A 19099-nucleotide genomic window follows, 5' to 3' on the forward strand; every position below is an offset into this window, starting at 1 on the left:
GACTTGCTCAGTACCACGATCTATAGAGTCAGGCATCCTTACATTTTGAGGCCGAGGGCGCCCACTGCGGTGGTTTGAAACGGGGTATTGCCAAAGAAAGCCTTAAGGTTTGAAGCGTCCCCATGGCGGGGAGTTCCCCATGGTAGCTTTCGTTTTGGGCCGACCCTGACTTACGCTAGAGTTCCTTCAGATTTGCTGTTGCCCTGTTGTTGTCCTAGGGATTGCCCATGCATCGCTTAGCCGCTACCCCCGGCGGCTGGACGCCGGATACCGAGGGCGTCATTTTTGTCGAGCAAACCCCGGCCCCGCTGGTGTTTCTCACCGCTGCCGACACCGAAATTCAAAGCCTGACGCGGGCCAGTTTCCCACTCGATTTTCCGGCCTTGCGGGTGGCCAACTTGCTTCAGCTTCAGCAGCAGTTAGCGATCGACACCTATGCCGACGACGTGCTGCGCCACGCCCAGATCATCGTCGTGCGGCTGCTGGGAGGCCGTGCCTACTGGCCCTACGGCCTAGAAGTCGTTCGGGATGTGGCCATCGAAACCGGAGCCGCCCTGATTGTGCTGCCCGGCGACGATCGCCCCGCCCCGGATCTAATCAGCCATTCCACCGTGCCGCTGACGGTGGCCAACCAGCTCTGGCGCTACCTCAACGAAGGCGGCGTCGAGAATATGGCGCATGGGTTGATGTGGGTGTGCGATCGCATCCTCCACACCGCCTACCACCCCCCCGAGCCCCAACCCATTCCTAAAGTTGGAATCTATCCATCCCCATTCAAAATTCAAAATTCAAAATTCAAAATTGGTCTGATCTTCTACCGCGCCCACTACCTCGCGGGCAATACCGCCCCGATTGATGCCCTGTGCGTGGCGCTGGCAGAACGCAATTTGCACCCTGTGCCGGTATTTGTGTCATCCCTGCAAGATCCCGAAGTGCAGGAGGATTTGATCCGATTGCTGAAGCCCAAGCAGGGCCAAGGTATTGACGTACTGCTGAATACCACCAGCTTTTCGGTGGCCAAGCTGGACGGTGCCACGCCCAATTTAGATCTATGGGAAACCCTCGACGTGCCGGTGCTGCAAGTGATTCTCAGCGGCGGCACCAAAGCCGCCTGGGAAAGCCAGAGCCTGGGCCTCTCGCCCCGCGACATTGCTATGAATGTGGCCCTGCCCGAAGTCGATGGCCGCATCATCACCCGCGCGGTCTCGTTTAAATCGATTAACCAGCGCAGCGAGACGCTGGAAACCGATGTGGTGACCTATGAGCCGGTGCGCGATCGCATAGAATTTGTCGCCGACCTCGCCGCCCAGTGGGCCACCCTGCGCCGCACCCCGGTGGGCGATCGCCGCATCGCCCTCATCCTCGCCAACTACCCCAACCGCGATGGCCGCTTGGCAAATGGAGTCGGTTTAGATACGCCCCAGAGTGCGATCGAAGTTCTCCACGCCCTCGAAACCGCAGGCTACACCCTGGGCGACATTCCCACCGATGGCGACGACCTGATTCGCCAGCTCACCGCCGGGGTGACCAACGACCCCGAAGGCCACGATTTTCGCCAAATTCACCAATCCCTGCCCCTCGCCGACTACCGTCAACATTTTGAGACCCTGCCGGAGACAGTGCGCGCCGGTATGACAGACCGTTGGGGCGATGAGGCGGTGAGGAGATGGGGAGATGGGGAGTCAATCCAAAATTCAAAATTCAAAATTCAAAATTCTCCCCCCTCTAGATTCTCGATTCCCGGCCTCCAACTCGGCAACGTCTTCATCGGCATCCAGCCCAGTCGGGGCTACGACCTCGACCCCTCCCTCAACTACCACTCGCCCGATCTGGAGCCCACCCACGACTACCTGGCCTTTTATCTCTGGCTGAGGCATAGTTTCGGGGCGCAGGCGATCGTTCACCTGGGCAAGCACGGCAACCTGGAATGGCTGCCCGGCAAGGGCGTCGGCCTCTCGCAAAACTGCTACCCCGAGGCCATGTTTGGCCCCATGCCCCACCTGTACCCGTTTATCGTCAACGACCCCGGCGAAGGTTCCCAAGCCAAGCGCCGTGCCCAGGCAGTGATTCTCGACCACCTGACGCCACCGCTGACCCGCGCCGAACTCTATGGCCCCCTCGAAAAGCTTGAAGGACTGGTGGATGAATACTACGAAGCCCAGAGCCTAGATCCGAGTCGACTAAAGCTAATTGGCGATCGCATCCTCACCCTCCTCACCGAAACCAGCCTCCTCGCCGAAATCTCCCCATCCCCCACTTCCTCACCGTCCCCATCCCCCTCATCCCCACTCCCCACCCTCCTCCCCACCCTCGACACCTACCTCTGCGATCTAAAGGAAGCTCAGATTCGCGACGGCCTGCATATCTTTGGGCAGTGCCCCGATGGCCGCCAGCTGCGGGATTTGATCGTAGCGATCGCCCGCCACCCCGGCCCCGGCCGCCAGGGATTCACCCGCGCCATTGCCGAAACCTGGGGCCTCGACCTCGACCCCCTCACCGCTGACCCTGGAGAACCCTTCACCGGGTTGACCAACTGTCGAATTGTGGGGGATGCGATCGAGGCGATGGAGGAGGAAGCGTCTCGCTTAGTGAACGCCCTCCTACAATCATCACCCACTCACCCACTCACCCACTCGCTTCCCCCCCTCACCGCCGAACTCCACTGGATTCAGCACACCCTCATCCCCGCCCTGATCCGTACCACCGACGAGATCGCCAACTTGCTGGCGGGCCTCGACGGACACTATGTACCCAGCGGCCCCGCTGGAGCCCCCACCCGCAATCGCCCCGACGTGCTGCCCACCGGGCGTAATTTTTTCTCGGTGGATATTCGCGCCATCCCTACCGAAAGCGCTTGGGATGTGGGGCGGCGGGCGGCGGAAGTGCTGATCGAGCAGTACACCCAAGATCACGGCGACTACCCCCAAACCCTGGGCCTGTCGGTGTGGGGCACCTCTACTATGCGTACCGGTGGCGACGACATTGCCGAAGCCCTGGCACTAATGGGAGTGCGCCCGGTGTGGGATGGCCCCTCGCGGCGGGTGGTCGATTTTGAGGTGCTGCCGCTGTCGGCGATCGGGCGACCTCGGGTAGATGTCACCCTGCGGATTTCGGGCTTCTTTCGCGATGCTTTCCCCAATCTGATCGACCTGGTGGATCAGGCCGTAGCGGCGGTGGCGGCTTTAGATGAACCGCCGGAGCAAAATCCTTTGGCGGCGCGATCGCGCCAGGAGGCAGCTGAGTGGGTGAAGCAGGGGCTGACGGCAGAGCAGGCTGAGCTGCGATCGCGCTACCGCATTTTTGGCTCTAAGCCGGGGGCCTACGGAGCTGGCTTGCAGGGGCTAATTGAATCGCAAAACTGGACGACTGACGAAGACCTGGCCCGCGCCTACCTGAACTGGAGCGGCTACGCCTACGGTCGCAACGCCCAGGGCCACGCCATGCCCGAAGCCTTTGAGCAGCGGCTCAAGCATCTGCAAGTGGTGCTCCACAACCAGGACAACCGCGAGCACGATCTCTTGGATTCTGACGATTACTACCAATTTCAAGGGGGCATGACGGTGGCGGCCAGAACGCTCCAGGGGCAGCAGCCCGCCACCTACTTTGGCGACAACGCGGTAACGGCCAAGCCCAAGGTGCGATCGCTCGAAGCCGAAATTGCCAAGGTCTACCGCTCCCGCGTGGTCAACCCCAAGTGGATCGAGGGCGTCATGCGCCACGGCTATAAGGGAGCATTTGAGATGGCCGCCACCGTTGACTACCTGTTTGCCTACGACGCCACTGCCCACTGCGTTGCCGACCACATGTACGAAGGGGTGGCCCAGGCCTACGTGCTCGACCCAGCGGTGCAGGCTTTTGTGCAAAATTCAAATCCCTGGGCGCTGCGCGATATGGCCGAGCGCCTGCTCGAAGCCCACCAGCGTGGATTGTGGGCCACCGCCCCAGCGGCCATGCTAGACGCCCTTCGCCAAACAGCCAACCAGGCCGAAGGCGTGGTAGAGGCCCAGCAGTTCAACCCCGGGTTGCCTAGGGCAGACGCCTAGTCTCAAGGTTCTCACGACTATCGTTCACCGAGGCGCTGGCTTGCAATGATAGGGAAGAGGGTTAGTCACCCGCCCCCCCTATAAGGGCATGCTGGGCTAGTAGCTCACATCTACGGGGAATTATGGAAGGCGTCACATGATTGGGCAGCAGGTTAGTCAGATTCTTTGGGTTGGCAAACACCCAGAGGTAGCATCGTTGCCTGGTCTTGCGGCCTCCAACTTGACAATCATTGCCCTAGAGCAGGTGCAGGCGGCTTTGGCCTATCTGGCTGCTGGCCACCCTGTAGATGGCGTGCTGCTCGATCTAACTAACCCAACCACCGAGGGGCTAAATTCGTTCCAGGCTCTCCAGACCCAGGCTCCCAATCTGCCGATGATTGTGTTGGTCAGCCCAGCCCAGACCTCCCTGGGCCTAGAGGCTGTGCGGGCTGGGGCTGAAGATTATCTGATCAAAGGGCAAACCCCGATCGCTGAACTTTGGCGGGCCGTGGGCTGCGCCCTTGAGCGCCACCGTCGGCAACGGGCGATCGCCCCTACTCACTCCCCCAAAAACGATCTAGACACCGTGGCCTGGCAAAACCAGCGCTACCAAAAGATTTTTCAGGATATGCCGGTTTCCCTGTGGGAAGAAGACTGGTCGGCGGTTATGGCCCTCGTGCGCGATCTACAACGCCAGGGCATCACTGACTTTGCCACCTACATTGACCAGCACCCCGAATTTGTCACCCTAGCCATGCAGCGGGTGCAAATTCTAGACATCAATCAGACCACCCTAGACATTTTCAAAGCACAGACCAAAACCGACATTCTCGGCTCCCTAGAGACGGTGTTTTCGACCTTCGATACCATGCCGGGGTTTACAGCAGAGCTGACGGCTTTTTGCCTGGGCAAACCGACGTTTGAGACCGAAAAAGTCATGCGTACGGTGACTGGAGAGCTGATTCATGCCTGGGTAAAGACCACATTTCCTGACTGGCAAAGCGGGTCTAGCCAGGTGCTGGTCAGCCTGCTCGATATTAGCGAACGGGTGCAGCTAGAAGCTGAACGCAGACAGGCAGAGATGCTGTTAACCACCCGCATTCGTCAGCAGGAGGCAGTGGCTCAGCTGGGGTTGGCGGCCACGGGGGCCGACCGGCTGGAGCCGATCTTGCAGCAGGCCACGGAGCAGGTGGCGGCAGTGCTAGACGTAGAATTTTGCACCATTTTAGAACTGACGGAGGATGGTAGCCAGCTCCAGCTGGTGGCCGGGGTGGGCTGGCATCCCGACAGTATAGACACCGTGACTATACCGATTGATCAGGCGTCACAATCGAGGCTGACGCTGCGATCGCCCGATCCCATTTACGTCACTGACATGAGTCAAGAAACCCGCTTTAGCGCCACCCCTGTGCTCAACGACTACGGCATTGTCAGCGGCATGAGCGTGGCCATTCGCGTGCAGGGCGAGCCTTGGGGGGTGTTAGGAGCCCACTCTCGCCATCCCCGGCAGTTTTCGACCGACGATACCTACTTTGTGCAGTCGGTGGCGGCCCTGCTGGCCCTGGTGATTGAGCGGGTGGCCACCCAGGCGGCCCTGGAAGAAAGCCATCAGCAAATGCAAACTGCCCAGCGAATCGCGGCCCTGGGCGGCTGGGAGTACGACATGGTCAACGATCGCCTGTGTTGGTCAGAGGCCTGCAAACAGGCGGCGGGGATTGCCCCCGAGCAGGCGATGCTGACCTGCGACGACTTTTTGCGCCACATTCACCCCGACGACCTGGAAATGGTCTTGGGGCAGTTTGAGCAGGCCAGCCGCGATGGTCAGAGACCGGCCCCTCAGGGCCATCGCACCCCCTTAGACTACGAGCATCGCTGGATCTGCCCCAGCGGCGAGGTGCGCCACCTGCACCAGCGGGGCGAAATCATCCATGATGCCAGCGGCCATCCCCTGCGCGTCGTCGGCACCCTGCAAAATGTGACAGAGCGCGCCCGCCTCGAAACCGTTCGCCGCGAAATTGAAACTACGCTGCGCCAGCAGGCCACCCTGCTGATCAATGCCGAACGTATTAGTCAAATGGGGAGCTGGTCTACGGATGTAGCCAACAATCGCTTGGTCTGGTCGATGGGCACCTATCGGCTGTTTGGCCTTCCCCCCGACCATCAAATCGAAAACTTTGAGCAGTTCTTGGAGCGGGTACTGCCCGAAGATCGACCCAAACTGCTGGCCGCCCAGCGCCAAGCTGAGGAATCGACCGGCATTGTGGAGGCAGAATACCGCATTCGCCGCCCCGACGGAGAGATTCGCTGGCTGGCAGAACGGGGCAACGTGGACTATGACGCCGCTGGTCGCCCCATCAGGCGCTCGGGCATGGTGATGGATATAACGGCTCAAAAAGCCGCCGAGGCGACTCTGCGGGCCAGCGAAGAACGGTTTCGGCTGGTGGCTAGGGCTACCAACGACGCCATTTGGGACTGGGACATTGTCGCCAATACCACCTGGCGCGGCGAGGGCTTCAAAACCCTGTTTGGCTACAGCGATGCCGACCTCAAGGCTCCAAGCGACTGGTGGCACAACCGCCTGCACCCAGAAGATAGGCACCAAGTGCTGGCTTCATTACAGACGGCTCTAGAAGGCGATGCCACCATCTGGAAAGAGGAATACCGCTTTCGCCGCCCAGACAGCAGCTATGCCTACGTGATGAATCGCAGCCATATCATTCGCAATGCCCAGGGGCAGGCGATACGCATCATTGGCGGCGTACTCAACCTAACCGAGCAAAAGAATTTAGAGGCTCAACTGCTGCAAAGCCAAAAAATGGAGGCGATTGGCCAGCTTACCGGCGGTATGGCCCACGACTTTAACAATCTGCTGACGGTGATTTTGGGCAACGCTGATCTACTGGTAGAACAATTGGATTCCCATCCCTCCATGCGATCGCTAGCCGATATGATCGCCGTAGCCGCCCAGCGGGGGGCCGACCTCACCCAGCGGCTGCTCAGCTTTGCCCGCCGCCAAACCCTCGACTCCCAACCTGTAGATGTCAACCAGCTGATTGCCTCCATGCACGGCCTGCTGCGCCGCACCCTAGGGGAACAGATTGAGGTGCGCTGTAGCTGCGATGACCACCTGTGGCCCGCCCTGGTAGATGCCGCCCAGCTAGAGAGCGCCCTGCTCAATTTATGCATTAATGCCCGCGACGCCATGGACGGGGCAGGCTGCCTTACCCTAACTACGGCCCAGGTAAACGTTGCCCCCGAGGACGGCGATCGCCCCGACGACCTGCACCCCGGCGACTACGTTATGGTCACGGTGTCAGACACCGGGGTGGGCATGGCAACCGATCTGCTGAGCCGAGCGTTTGAACCCTTTTTTACCACCAAAGCTAAAGACAAGGGCACCGGGCTGGGGCTGAGCATGGTGTACAGTTTCGTGTGTCAGTCTAACGGCCATATCATCATTGACTCTGAGCCGGGGGTGGGCACAACGGTGCGGCTCTATTTGCCCCGCTGCGGCGATCGCCAAAGACTGGCGCTAGAGGGCGATACTCAACCCGAAGCCGTCATCCCTGGGGGTGACTCAGAGCTGATCTTGCTGGTCGAAGACAACACCCTGGTGCGAGACTACGCCCGGCAGCAGATCGAAAGTTTGGGCTACCGAGTCTTGGTCGCCGAAACCGGCCCGACGGCCCTAGAGATGCTTCAGCAGCAGCCTGAGATCGACCTGCTGTTTACCGACGTGCTTATGCCCGGCGGCCTCAATGGCCGAGAGCTGGCCGCCGCCGCCCACCGGCTGCGGCCCCATCTGCGGGTGCTGTACACCTCCGGTTATTCCGAAAATATCTTGACCCATCGGGAGGGGCCAGAGGCCGAGATACCACTGCTGCACAAACCCTACCAGCGAGCCGAACTGGCCCATAAAATCCGTCAGGCTCTCACCGATGGCTAACCAAGGGATATTTTCTCGCCGTACCGCCATGACATTCCGACTGCCCACTCTCTCACCTCGCCTGGCCAAAGGGTTTGCCCTCGCCGGACTGGCGGTGGTGTTTGCCACCGATTTTGTGACACCTCTGGGGTTTGGCCACGCTAGCCTATACCTGCTGTTTGTGGCAGCGGCGGGCTTCTCTCGCAGCGATCGCTGGGTGGTGATGGTTACCCTCGCCAGCCTGGGCCTAGCGGTGGCGGGCTTTTTTGTGTCGCCGCCGCCCTTGACAGACGTTGACCTCCTCTACCTGATTGTCATTCGGTTGGGAGCAGCCTTGGCGATCGCCACAACCGGCAGCCTTACCCTAGTAGTCTTGCGGTACATCAAGCAGGTACATGATTCGCAGCAGGCGCTTAGCGACACCTACGAGACCCTCAGGTCGCAGCAGACCCTGCTGCAAATCGCCAGCGAAATCGGCCGCTTTGGGGGCTGGCTGTTACTCCTCGATAGCCCTGCTGTGATCTGGTCTGAAGAGGTGTGCCGCATCCACGAGGTAGAGCCAGGCTTTGCCCCCGCTCTGGCCCAGGCCATTGAGTTCTACCCACCTGAATACCGCGATCGCGTTACCACCGCCGTTACCAACTGTATCGAAACCGGCCGGCCCTTTGACGAAGAGCTGCAAATTATCACCGCCCGCCAGCGTCGGGTGTGGGTGCGCTCCATTGGCCAGCCCGTGCGCAACGACCAGGGGGAAATTGTGGCCATCCAGGGAGCCTTCCAAGACATCAGCGCCCAAAAGCAGGCCGAGGAATCCCTAGAGCGCAGCGAGCAGCGGTTTCGCCAGCTGGCCGACGCCATGCCCCTGATCGTATGGACCGCCGAACCCGACGGCACCGTTGACTACGCCAGCCAGGCCCTGCGGGTTTACACTGGCGTCCTTGAACCCAAACCCCACTCCAGCCGCACCTGGTTGACGCTGCTGCATCCCGACGATCGCACCCCCTGCCTGGCGGAGTGGAAGGCAGCGGTGCAAACCACCAGCCCTTACCGCTTTGAGTTTCGTCTGCGGCGCTACGACGGCGACTACCGCTGGCACCTGGTGCAGGCTGTCCCCATTCGCGACGACGCTGGCACCACAGTCAAGTGGTACGGTACCGCCACCGAAATCCACGAGCAAAAACAGCTTGAACGCGAGGCTCGCCGAATAGCCGATCGCTTTAACACCACCCTAGAGAGCATCACCGACGCCTTTTTTACCCTCGATCACGAGTGGCGCTTCACCTTTATCAACCGCCAGGCCGAGCGGCTTCTGCAGCGCCAGCGGGCCGATCTGCTAGGTAAAAGCGTGTGGGATGAGTTTCCGCACGCGGTGGGTGGCGTGTTTGAGCAGCAGTACGAACGAGCCATTGAGGAGGGGCAAGCGGTCGAATTTCGAGAATTTTATCCGGCCCTAAACAGTTGGTTTGACGTGCGGGCCTACCCCTCCAGCGAGGGGTTGGCCGTGTATTTTCAAGATGTCAGCGATCGCATTGTCCTAGAAGAGCAGCTGCAACAGTCCCAGCGGCTAGAGTCGGTGGGCCAGCTCACGGGCGGCATTGCCCACGACTTCAACAACCTGCTGACCGTGATTTTGGGCAACGCCGAGCTGCTCACCGAAATGCTCGACCCCGACCCCCGCCTCCAGCCCCTAGCGGCCATGATTGGCAGCGCCGCCCAGCGCGGGGCCGAGCTCACCCAGCGGCTGTTGGCCTTTGCCCGTCGCCAGGCCCTCGACCCTGAGGCCGTGGATGTCAACCGGCTCATTGCTGCCATCGATGGACTGCTGCGCCGCACCCTGGGCGAACACATTGAGATTGAGATCGTGCGCCGAGCCGGACTGTGGCCCGCCCTGGTTGACCCCGCCCAGCTCGAAAGCGCCCTGCTCAACCTCTGCCTCAACGCCCGTGACGCCATGGTTGAGGGGGGGCGGCTCACCCTCGAAACCGCCAATACCCGCCTCAGCCAAGACTATGCCGACCAGCATGTGGAGGTGGTGCCGGGGCAGTACGTCATGGTGGCAGTATCAGACACGGGCCTCGGCATTGCCTCCGAAAATTTGGAGCGGGTGTTTGAGCCCTTTTTTACCACCAAAGAAACCGGCAAGGGTACTGGCCTGGGGCTGAGCATGGTCTATGGGTTTGTCAAGCAGTCAGGGGGCCACATTCAGATCTACTCTGAGCTAGGCCAGGGCACCACCATCAAAATGTACCTGCCCCGCTTTTGGGGCGACACCGAGCCTCAGTCCCAACCGGTAGAGCGCGCCGTAGTGGGGGGCTCAGAGCTGATTTTGCTGGTCGAAGACGAAGAGCTAGTGCGCCGCTATGCCCACGACCAACTGGTGAATCTGGGCTACCGGGTGCTGGTGGCCACCGACGGCCATGCCGCCCTGGCCCTGGTGCGCCAGCGCGACGACATCGACCTGCTGTTTACCGATATCGTCATGCCCGGCGGCCTGAGCGGGCGCGAACTAGCCGACCTGGCGCGACAGCTCAGACCGGGTTTAAACGTGCTCTACACCTCGGGCTATACCGAAAATGCGATCGTCCACCACGGCCGGTTAGACCCTGGGGTGCAGCTCTTGAGCAAGCCCTACGGCAGAACCGAACTCTCCCACAAGATTCGCGATGCGCTAGACGCCCCGCCCCGCCCATGACCCAACCCGCCTTGCCCATTTCAGAGCAGCTGCGGCTGCAAGTGCTGCGATCGCACTACCTGCTCGACACCCCTGCCGAGACCGCCTATAACGACCTGGTGCAGCTGGCGGCCCACCTGTGCCAGGTGCCCATGGCCGTCATCAACCTAATCGACGAGCACCGCCAGTGGTCTAAAGCCGCCGCGGGCCTAGAGCGGTTCGAAAGCCCCCGCAACATCTCCTTTTGCACCCACGTGGTCGATGGCGATGCCCCCCTGGTGGTGCCCGACACCCACCAAGATGCCCGCTTTGCCGACAATCCCTTTGTGGTGGGGCCGCCCCACCTGCGCTTCTACGCGGGGCTGCCGCTCAGGTCGCCCCTGGGGGTAACCCTGGGCACCCTGGCGGTGTTTGACCGGGTGCCCCGCACACTCACCGCCGAGCAAATGACCCTGCTAGAGGCCCTGGCCCGGCAGGTGATGGCCCAGCTAGAGCTGCGGTTTGAGCGCATTCACCATCGCCTTACCGCCCTGCGCCTGGCCGTAGCCCAGCGGTTTAGCCAGATGAACACCTGGCAGTTTTACATCGACGAAAACCGCCTGCTCTGGACCGAGGGCATCTACCACCTCACCGGCCTGAGCGCCGACCGCTTTGACGAAACCCTAGAGGCCTTTGTGGCGCTGGTGCACCCCGGCGATCGCGACGCGGTCACCGCCGCCCTGATCCAGGCGGTGCAGGGCCAGCCCCTTGACCTAGAGCACCGGCTGGTGCGCCCCGACGGCGAGGTGCGCCAGGTGCGACTCCAGGGCCAGAGCTTTGCTGGCGACAGTGCCTTTGCCCCCCTGCTGGTGGGCACCCTGCAAGACCTCACCGCCGTCAAGCAGGCCCAGGCTCAGCAGCAGGCCCAGCAGCAAGCGCTGCGCTACGCCCACGACACCCTCAGCTTTCACATCAACAACTCCCCCCTGGCCGTGGTGGAGTGGGACTGGGCCTTTCGGGTCAGCCACTGGTCGCCCCAGGCCGCCGCCCTGTTTGGCTGGAGCGAAGCCGAGGTGCGGGGGCAGCACCCCGGCGACTGGCCCTTTGTCTACCCCGACGACGCCCCCGCCGTGGAGCAAGTGATGGCCCAGCTGCTCTACGGCGAGACCTGGCGCAACGTCAGCCGCAACCGCAACCTGACCCGCGACGGCGCGGTAGTGCACTGCGAGTGGTACAACTCGGCGCGGCTCGACGACGACGGCAACCTGGTCTCAATTTTTTCGCTGGTGCTCGATGTCACCGAGCGGGTGCAGGCAGAACAGGCGATCGCCGCTGGTCTGGCCCGCGAGCAGGCGGCTGGGGCCACCCTGCGGCTGCGCAGCCGTGAGCTACAGCAGGCCAACCAGCAGCTGCAAGAGAGTCGCACCCTGGCCCGCATTGGCGGGCGGCTGGGCCGACTGGGGGGCTGGGCCGCCGATATTGGCCACAACCAGGTGTACTGGTCAGAGGAAATCTTTCACATTCTCGACTGGTCGAACGACAATGTTCCTCCCCTAGAAGACTCCCTCGACCTGTATACCCCCGAGCACCGGGAGCGAGTGAGCGCCGCCCTGGCCGCCTGCGCCCAAGCGGGCACCCCCTTTGACCTAGAACTCGAGCTGTACACCGCCACCGGGCGACGATTTTGGGCCAGAGCCATCGGTGAGGCCGAGCGCAACGCCGATGGCGACATTGTGCGGGTAATCGGGGCGTTTCAAGATATTTCGGCCCAAAAGCAGGCCGAGTCGGCCCTAGAGCGGTTTGCCACCCGCCTGCGCACCACCCTCGAAAGCATGACCGATGCCTTCTACCTGCTGGACGACCAGTGGCGCTTTACTTACCTCAACACCGAGGCCGAGCGGGTGCTGCTGCGGCAGCCCGGAGAGCTGATCGGCCGAGTAGTGTGGGAAACCTTTCCCGAGGCGCAAGAGTCTCAGATCTACAGCGAATATCACCAGGCGGTGCGCGACAATCAGTCGCGGCATTTTGAGACCTACTACGAGCCGCTGCACGAGTGGTTCGACGTCAATGCCTACCCCTCCCCCGATGGTCTGGCGGTGTACTTTCGGGTGATTAGCGATCGCATTGCCCTCGAAGACCGGCTGCGCCAGTCCCAGCGTCTAGAATCCCTGGGGCAGCTCACCGGCGGCGTAGCCCATGACTTTAACAACCTGCTCACCGTGATTATGGGCAATGCCGAACTGCTGGCCGAAACCCTCACCCCCGACTCGGCCCTGCGCCCCCTGGCCGAGATGGTCAGCAGCGCCGCCCAGCGCGGGGCCGAGCTTACCCAGCGGCTGCTGGCCTTTGCCCGCCGCCAGGCCCTCGACCCCAAACCCGTTGACGTCAACCAGCTGATTGCCACCATGACTGACCTGATGTGCCGCACCCTGGGCGAGCACATCGAAGTGGTGAGACTGCCCGCAGACGATCTGTGGCCCGCCCTGGTTGACCCCGCCCAGCTCGAAAACGCCTTGCTCAACCTCTGTCTCAACGCCCGCGATGCCATGGCCCCAGGCGGCGAACTCACCCTTGAGACCAGCAACGTCTATCTCGACCAAGACTACGCCGACCAGCATGGGGAGGCGCAGCCCGGCGAGTACGTGCTGGTGGCCGTCTCCGACAATGGCGTCGGCATTGCCCCAGATCACCTACCCCACGTATTTGAGCCCTTTTTTACCACTAAAGAGACAGGCAAGGGTACCGGGTTAGGGCTTAGCATGGCGTATGGCTTTGCCAAGCAGTCCAACGGCCACATTACGATTTATTCGGAATTGGGGCATGGCACTACTATCAGGCTGTATCTACCGAGATATTTCGGTAATCAAGAAGACGTACCCGAGAACATAGTAATGACAGCCTCTGCCAGTGGCCAAGAGAATATTCTCTTGGTCGAAGACGATGACTTGGTACGTAGCTACGTGCAAAACCAGCTAGAACAACTGGGCTATCGAGTGACAGTGGCCAGCAGTGGCCCAATCGCCCTTGAGATAATTCAGCAGCAGGCTGAAATTGATTTACTATTTACCGATGTGATTATGCCCGGCGGCATGAGTGGCCGAGAACTGGCCGATGCCGCCCGACGACTGCGCCCCGACCTCAAGATTCTCTATACATCGGGCTATTCAGAGCAGGCCATTGTTCACCACGGTCGCCTCGACCCCGGCGTTAAGCTGTTGAGCAAGCCCTACCGCCGTGCCGATCTGGCCCAAAAACTTCGCGACGTGCTAGATGAGGAAGCCTGATTGGGCAGGCTTAGGGGTATGTAGACAGGCGATAGCAGGATCATGGGGACAGGTCACCTCAAAAGCGGTAACGGATGAGCGATCGCCGGCTGTTGATTTTAGACGATGACCCCATGACGGGGGAGACGATTCAGCGGATTGCTGAATTTGCCGGGCTGGAGGTGCATTTTACCCCCGACCCAGGCCGTTTTTTTGTGCTGCTCGACGAGTGGCACCCCACCCACATTGCCCTCGACCTGGTGATGCCCACCATGGATGGGGTGCAGGTGATGGCCCGGCTGGCCAAGCTATCGTGCCGGGCCAAAATCATCATCACCAGCGGCGTGGGCAGCCGCGTGCTCGATGCTGCCGGGCGCTCGGCGGCCGAGCACGGCCTCGACATTGCCGGAGTGCTGGCCAAACCCTTTTCGCCCAGCCAGCTGCGGGAGATGCTGCTGGGTCACATCACCACTGCGCCACCGCCGCCAGCGGCCCTCGCTGCCGCCCCGGCTGAGCCACCGGAGATGACGCTGGCCGATCTGCGCCAGGCCCTCGATCGCCAGGAGTTTGTGCTGGCCTACCAGCCCAAGGTGCTCTGCACCACGGGCGAACTAGCCGGGGTTGAGGCGCTGGTGCGGTGGGCTCACCCCAGCTATGGCCTGCTGCCACCGGGACGGTTTATTCCCCTGGCGGAGAGCTGCGATTTAATCGACCCCCTCACCGACCAGGTAATCGATCAGGCCCTGGCCTGGTTTGGGCCGCTCTGCGCTGGGGCCACCCAGCTGTCGCCCGCGATCGCCGATCACCTTATGCTGTCGGTGAATATTTCGGCCCGCACCTTGACCAACGGGGCGCTGTTTGAGCGCGTTCAGGCGCGCTGCCAGGCCCATCGTGTGGATCCTGCCCGGCTGATCTTTGAACTCACCGAAACCAGCGCCATGGATGACCCCGTGGCCTCCCTCGATCTGCTCACCCGGCTGCGAATGATTGGCTTTCACCTGTCGATCGATGACTTTGGCACCGGGTTTTCGTCGATGCTCCAGCTGGTGCGGCTGCCCTTTTCCGAAATTAAGGTTGACAAGTCCTTTGTGATGACGGCCATGACCTCCCCCGAGTCGCGCACGGTGGTCAAATTTATTGTCGATCTGGGCCACAGCCTGGGGCTGCGCTGCACCGCCGAAGGGGTTGAAGACGCCGAAACCCTCGCCTATCTCACCGCCATAGGCTGCGATCTGGCCCAGGGGTACCACATTGCCCGCCCCCTATCTGGCCACGATTTCTGGCCCTGGCTGGCCGCCCGCTCCCACCAGATCGCCAGCCTCTGAGGGAAGCTCGGGCCATATAGGCAAGCTTAAAGTTTGGGCAGAGAATATCTCCCCGCTGTTTTCCTGCGCCCACTAATCCCAGGCCGCTAAACTACAGCCCATTAACTACAGACTGTGAAGCTCTAGGCCGCATCGATCGCCCCCCCGATTTGTAAGGGCATCATAAAGAATGCATTCAAACTTACACATTTGCATGCAAATCGTCACACGGGCCCAAGATGAATGATTCCACTGGCGATGTTGAACGGCTGGCGGCGGTGCAGCGATATCACACTCTAGACACGCCGCCGGATGCGGCCTTTGACCGCATAACCGCCCTCGCAGCTCGCCTGTTTCAGGTGCCCATTGCACTGATTACGGTGGTGGATCGCGATCGCATCTGGTTTAAGTCGCGCCACGGGCTGGCCATAGAACAGATCGATCGCGAGCCAGGGCTGTGCGCCTCGGCAATTTTGCAGGGCGAGGTCTATACCATTGCCGACGCCCGCCAAGACCCGCGCACGCTGACCAATTCCCTGGTGCGGGGCGAGTTTGGCCTCAGGTTTTACGCCGCCGCCCCCCTCACCACCCAGGATGGCTATAACCTCGGCACCCTGTGCATTATCGATCGCCAGCCCCGCCGGTTCACCGCTGACGAAGCCCAAACCCTAGCCGATCTAGCTGCCGTGGTGATGGATCAGCTGGAGCTGAGGCAGCTCAACCAGTCGCTAGAGGCCAGTTCGGCCGATCGCAACGCCGAACTGGCCGATCGCAACGCCGAGCTAGAGGCCAGCAACCAGGCCCTACACCTGAGCAACCAGCGCTTTCGCAACGCCTTTGACTACGCCGGCATCGGCATGGCTCTGACCAGCCTGGAGGGCCACTGGCTAGAGGTCAATCCCGCCCTCTGTGAAATCACCGGCTACACCGAGGCTGAACTGCTGATCACCGATTTTCAGTCCCTCACTCACCCCGACGATCTAGAGACTGATCTAGATCTCATGGGGCAGGTCATCCGGCGCGACATTCGCCACTACCATCTCGAAAAGCGCTATCGCCACAAGCAGGGCCACTGGACCTGGATTATGCTCAGCTGCTCTTTGGTGTGCGACCTCCAGCAAACGCCCCTGTATTTTGTGTCTCAAATTCAGGATATCAACGATCGCAAGCAGTCAGAAATCGCCCTACACAAAAGCCAAGCCATGCTGCTAGAGGCCCAGAAGATCGGCCACATTGGCAGTTGGGAATACGATGTCACCACCCAAAAAGTGACCTGGTCAGCCGAAAAATTTCGCATTTTGGGGCGCGATCCCACCCTGGGGGCACCCAGCTTCGACGAACTGCTGCGGCTCTACCATCCCGAGGATGGCGATCGGCTGCGCGCGATGGTGGAGCACACCTTGACCACCGGCGAGCCCTACAGCATGCGGCTCAAATGCACCCGCAGCGATGGGGAAACTCGCTACCTCGACGATCGCGGCCAGGCGGAGCGCAACGCTGAGGGCGACATCGTGCGCTTGTTTGGCATTGCCCAAGATATTACCGATCGCGTGCAGGCCGAGGGCGAACTGCGCGAGATGAGCACCGCTCTAGCCCATGCCGTAGAAGGCATTTCTCGACTCGATGCGACCGGGCACTATACCAGTGTCAATCAGGCCTACGCTGCCATGGTGGGCTACACCCCCGACGAACTCGTGGGCCAGCCCTGGGCAATTACCGTCCATCCCGACGATCTAGAACAGGTTGTCCAGGCCTATGAGCAGATGCTGGCCGAGGGCCAGGTCAACGTCGAAGCTCGGGGAGTCCGCAAAGATGGCTCGATTTTCCATAAGCAGCTGTTTATGGTGCTGGCCTACGACGACCAGAGCCACGGCCACTACTGTTTTATGAAAGACATCACTGAAAAAGCGCGGCTTGAGGCCGACCGCAAGCAGGCCGAATTGGCCCTTAGGCAAGAGCTTCAGCGCCTGTCTAAGGTCGTTGAAACGCAGCAGGAGGTGACTCTGCTCAACCCCCACCTACAGCTGGTGATGGCGGTGATTGTTGAACGGGCCTTGCAGCTCACCCGCGCCGATGGGGTCGCCGTAGAGCTGTTAGAGGGCAAAGAGCTGGTGTGCCAGGCCGCTGGCGGCATCGCCCAGGCCCATCGGGGCTGGCGGCTGCCCGTAGCCGATAGCCTGAGCGGGCGCTGCCTGACGGAAAACCAGGTGCTGTACTGTGCCGATGGCGATCGCGATCGGCGGGTCAATCGATCTTTGGCGGAGACCCTGGGGCTGCGATCGATAGTGGTGGTTCCCCTCACCGCTCAAACCGAGCCGGTCGGCGTGATCAAGGTGTTTTCGACCCAGGCCTTCGCCTTTACCGAGTCCGATCGGCAGACCCTTCAGCTGATGGCGGGGCTGCTGGCCGCCAGCCTGCACCTGGCCCGAGAATTTGAGGCCAAAACCACCCTGCTGCAAGACCTGCAAGACAGTGAAGAGCGCTATCGTTCGGTGGTGGCAGCGCTGTCGGAGGGGGTCGCCGTGGTGCGGGCCGATGGCACCCTGCTGACCTGCAATGCCAGCGCGGCCAAGATTGTGGGCCTGCAAAGCTGGCAGATCGTGGGGCGATCGCTGGCCGACATGACCCTAAGCTTCATTCAGGACGATGGTTCCCCCTGCCCCGACGACGACCACCCGGCGTGGATCACCCTGCGCACTGGGCAGCCCGTCAACAATCGGTTGCTGGGCCTAGTCAAGCCCCACGGCACCACCTGGATTTCCTGCAATACTCGCCCGCTGCAGCACCCAGACGACCCCTTGCCCTACGCGGTGGTGCTGTCGTTTACCGATATTACCGAGCTGAGGCGATCGGAGGTGGCGGCCCTGCGGCGACGGGCCGAGCAGGAGCGGCTGCTGAGCGAGATCGCCCAGCGCATTCGCCAAACCCTCGATTTGGAGGCCATTCTCACCACCACCGTCACCGAGGTGCAGCAGTTTCTCCGCACCGACCGGGTGATGATCTATCGGTTTGAAGCCGATGGCAGCGGCACGGTAATTGCCGAGGCGGTCACGGCGGGGCCGCCCGCCCTGCTGGGGCGAAAGCTCCAGACCGCCGCCGATACCACCTACCTGGGGGGCTATCTGCGAGGCGAGGTCAGAGCCTGTGCCGACATTCAAACCGAGGAGGCGGTGCCCTGTCCGATGGATCGCCTCACCCAGGCTCAGGCCAAGGTGCTGGTGCCGATTGTGCAGGGCAATAGCCTGTGGGGTATGCTGCTGGCCTACCACAGCCAGAGCCCCCGCCCCTGGGAAGCCTCTGAGCTAGATGTGCTGAAGCGACTGGCCACTCAGCTGGCGATCGCGATTCAGCAGTCGCAGCTGTACCAGCACGTTCAAACGGTCAACCGCCAACTCGAACACCTGGCCACCCACGACGGCCTCACCCAGCTGGCCAACCGCCGCAGCTTTGATATTCACCTTCAGCAGGAGTGGGCCCGCCTGCTGCGGATTCAGGCTCCCCTGAGTCTGATTTTGTGCGACATTGACCACTTCAAACCCTACAACGACACCTACGGCCATCCGGCGGGGGATGTGTGTTTGCAGCAGGTGGCCCAGACCCTAGAGCAGGTGGTTCAGCGCCCCGCCGACATGGTGGCTCGCTACGGCGGCGAAGAGTTTGCCCTGGTGCTGCCCAACACCGACCAGGCCGGGGCCGAGGCGATCGCCCGCACCATTCAGCAGGCTCTGGTGGATCTGGCCCTATTCCACGGAGCCTCGCCCCTGGGCCAGCGCCTCACCCTCAGCCTGGGTATTGCCAGCGTCATTCCAACGGCAGATCAGAAAGCTCAAACCCTAATCGACCAGGCCGATGCTGCGCTCTACAGCGCCAAGCAGCGGGGGCGCGATCGCTACTGCGTCGCCCCCGCCGTCCTGTAGCGGTCAAGCCGGGTAAAC

Annotated in this window: 6 protein-coding genes; all 6 read left to right on the forward strand. The window is 61.6% G+C overall.

All coding sequences use genetic code 11. The features are described from left to right. The first annotated feature begins 227 nt into the window (after positions 1–227). The 6 genes from cobN to VB780_RS23790 all read left to right on the forward strand — a co-directional run bounded on the left by cobN (position 228) and on the right by VB780_RS23790 (position 19081). The gene (gene cobN, locus VB780_RS23765; protein ID WP_323353665.1) at positions 228–4043 is read left to right on the forward strand and encodes a cobaltochelatase subunit CobN; all 3816 of its coding nucleotides are present in this window, start codon (positions 228–230) and stop codon (positions 4041–4043) included. 196 nt (positions 4044–4239) lie between these two features. Continuing rightward, positions 4240–7968: a PAS domain-containing protein gene (locus VB780_RS23770; protein ID WP_323353666.1), complete on the forward strand. Its 3729-nt coding sequence runs from the start codon at positions 4240–4242 to the stop codon at positions 7966–7968. Positions 7969–7996: 28 nt separating this feature from the next. Further along, positions 7997–10639 (forward strand): hybrid sensor histidine kinase/response regulator, encoded by a 2643-nt coding sequence (locus VB780_RS23775; protein ID WP_323353667.1) that lies wholly within the window; start codon positions 7997–7999, stop codon positions 10637–10639. After that, complete coding sequence (locus VB780_RS23780; protein ID WP_323353668.1) at positions 10636–13881, forward strand: PAS domain S-box protein; 3246 nt, start codon at positions 10636–10638, stop codon at positions 13879–13881. The genes VB780_RS23775 and VB780_RS23780 overlap by 4 nt, the downstream gene beginning before the upstream one ends. A 74-nt stretch (positions 13882–13955) precedes the next feature. Then, on the forward strand, positions 13956–15185 hold the full coding sequence (locus VB780_RS23785; RefSeq protein WP_323353669.1) for an EAL domain-containing response regulator: 1230 nt from the start codon (positions 13956–13958) through the stop codon (positions 15183–15185). A gap of 218 nt (positions 15186–15403) precedes the next feature. Further along, the gene (locus VB780_RS23790) at positions 15404–19081 is read left to right on the forward strand and encodes a PAS domain S-box protein (protein ID WP_323353670.1); all 3678 of its coding nucleotides are present in this window, start codon (positions 15404–15406) and stop codon (positions 19079–19081) included. Positions 19082–19099 lie beyond the last annotated feature (18 nt).

Origin of the sequence: Leptolyngbya sp. CCNP1308 (assembly GCF_034932455.1) — a bacterium.
GTDB lineage: Bacteria > Cyanobacteriota > Cyanobacteriia > Phormidesmidales > Phormidesmidaceae > Nodosilinea.

What these genes read in the sequence shown, in the direction of transcription:
- VB780_RS23780 (WP_323353668.1), top strand. Translation starts at nt 10,636, where the DNA reads ATGACCCAACCCGCCTTGCCCATTTCAGAGCAGCTGCGGCTGCAAGTG.
- VB780_RS23775 (WP_323353667.1), top strand. Translation starts at nt 7,997, where the DNA reads ATGACATTCCGACTGCCCACTCTCTCACCTCGCCTGGCCAAAGGGTTT.
- VB780_RS23790 (WP_323353670.1), top strand. Translation starts at nt 15,404, where the DNA reads ATGAATGATTCCACTGGCGATGTTGAACGGCTGGCGGCGGTGCAGCGA.
- cobN (WP_323353665.1), top strand. Translation starts at nt 228, where the DNA reads ATGCATCGCTTAGCCGCTACCCCCGGCGGCTGGACGCCGGATACCGAG.
- VB780_RS23785 (WP_323353669.1), top strand. Translation starts at nt 13,956, where the DNA reads ATGAGCGATCGCCGGCTGTTGATTTTAGACGATGACCCCATGACGGGG.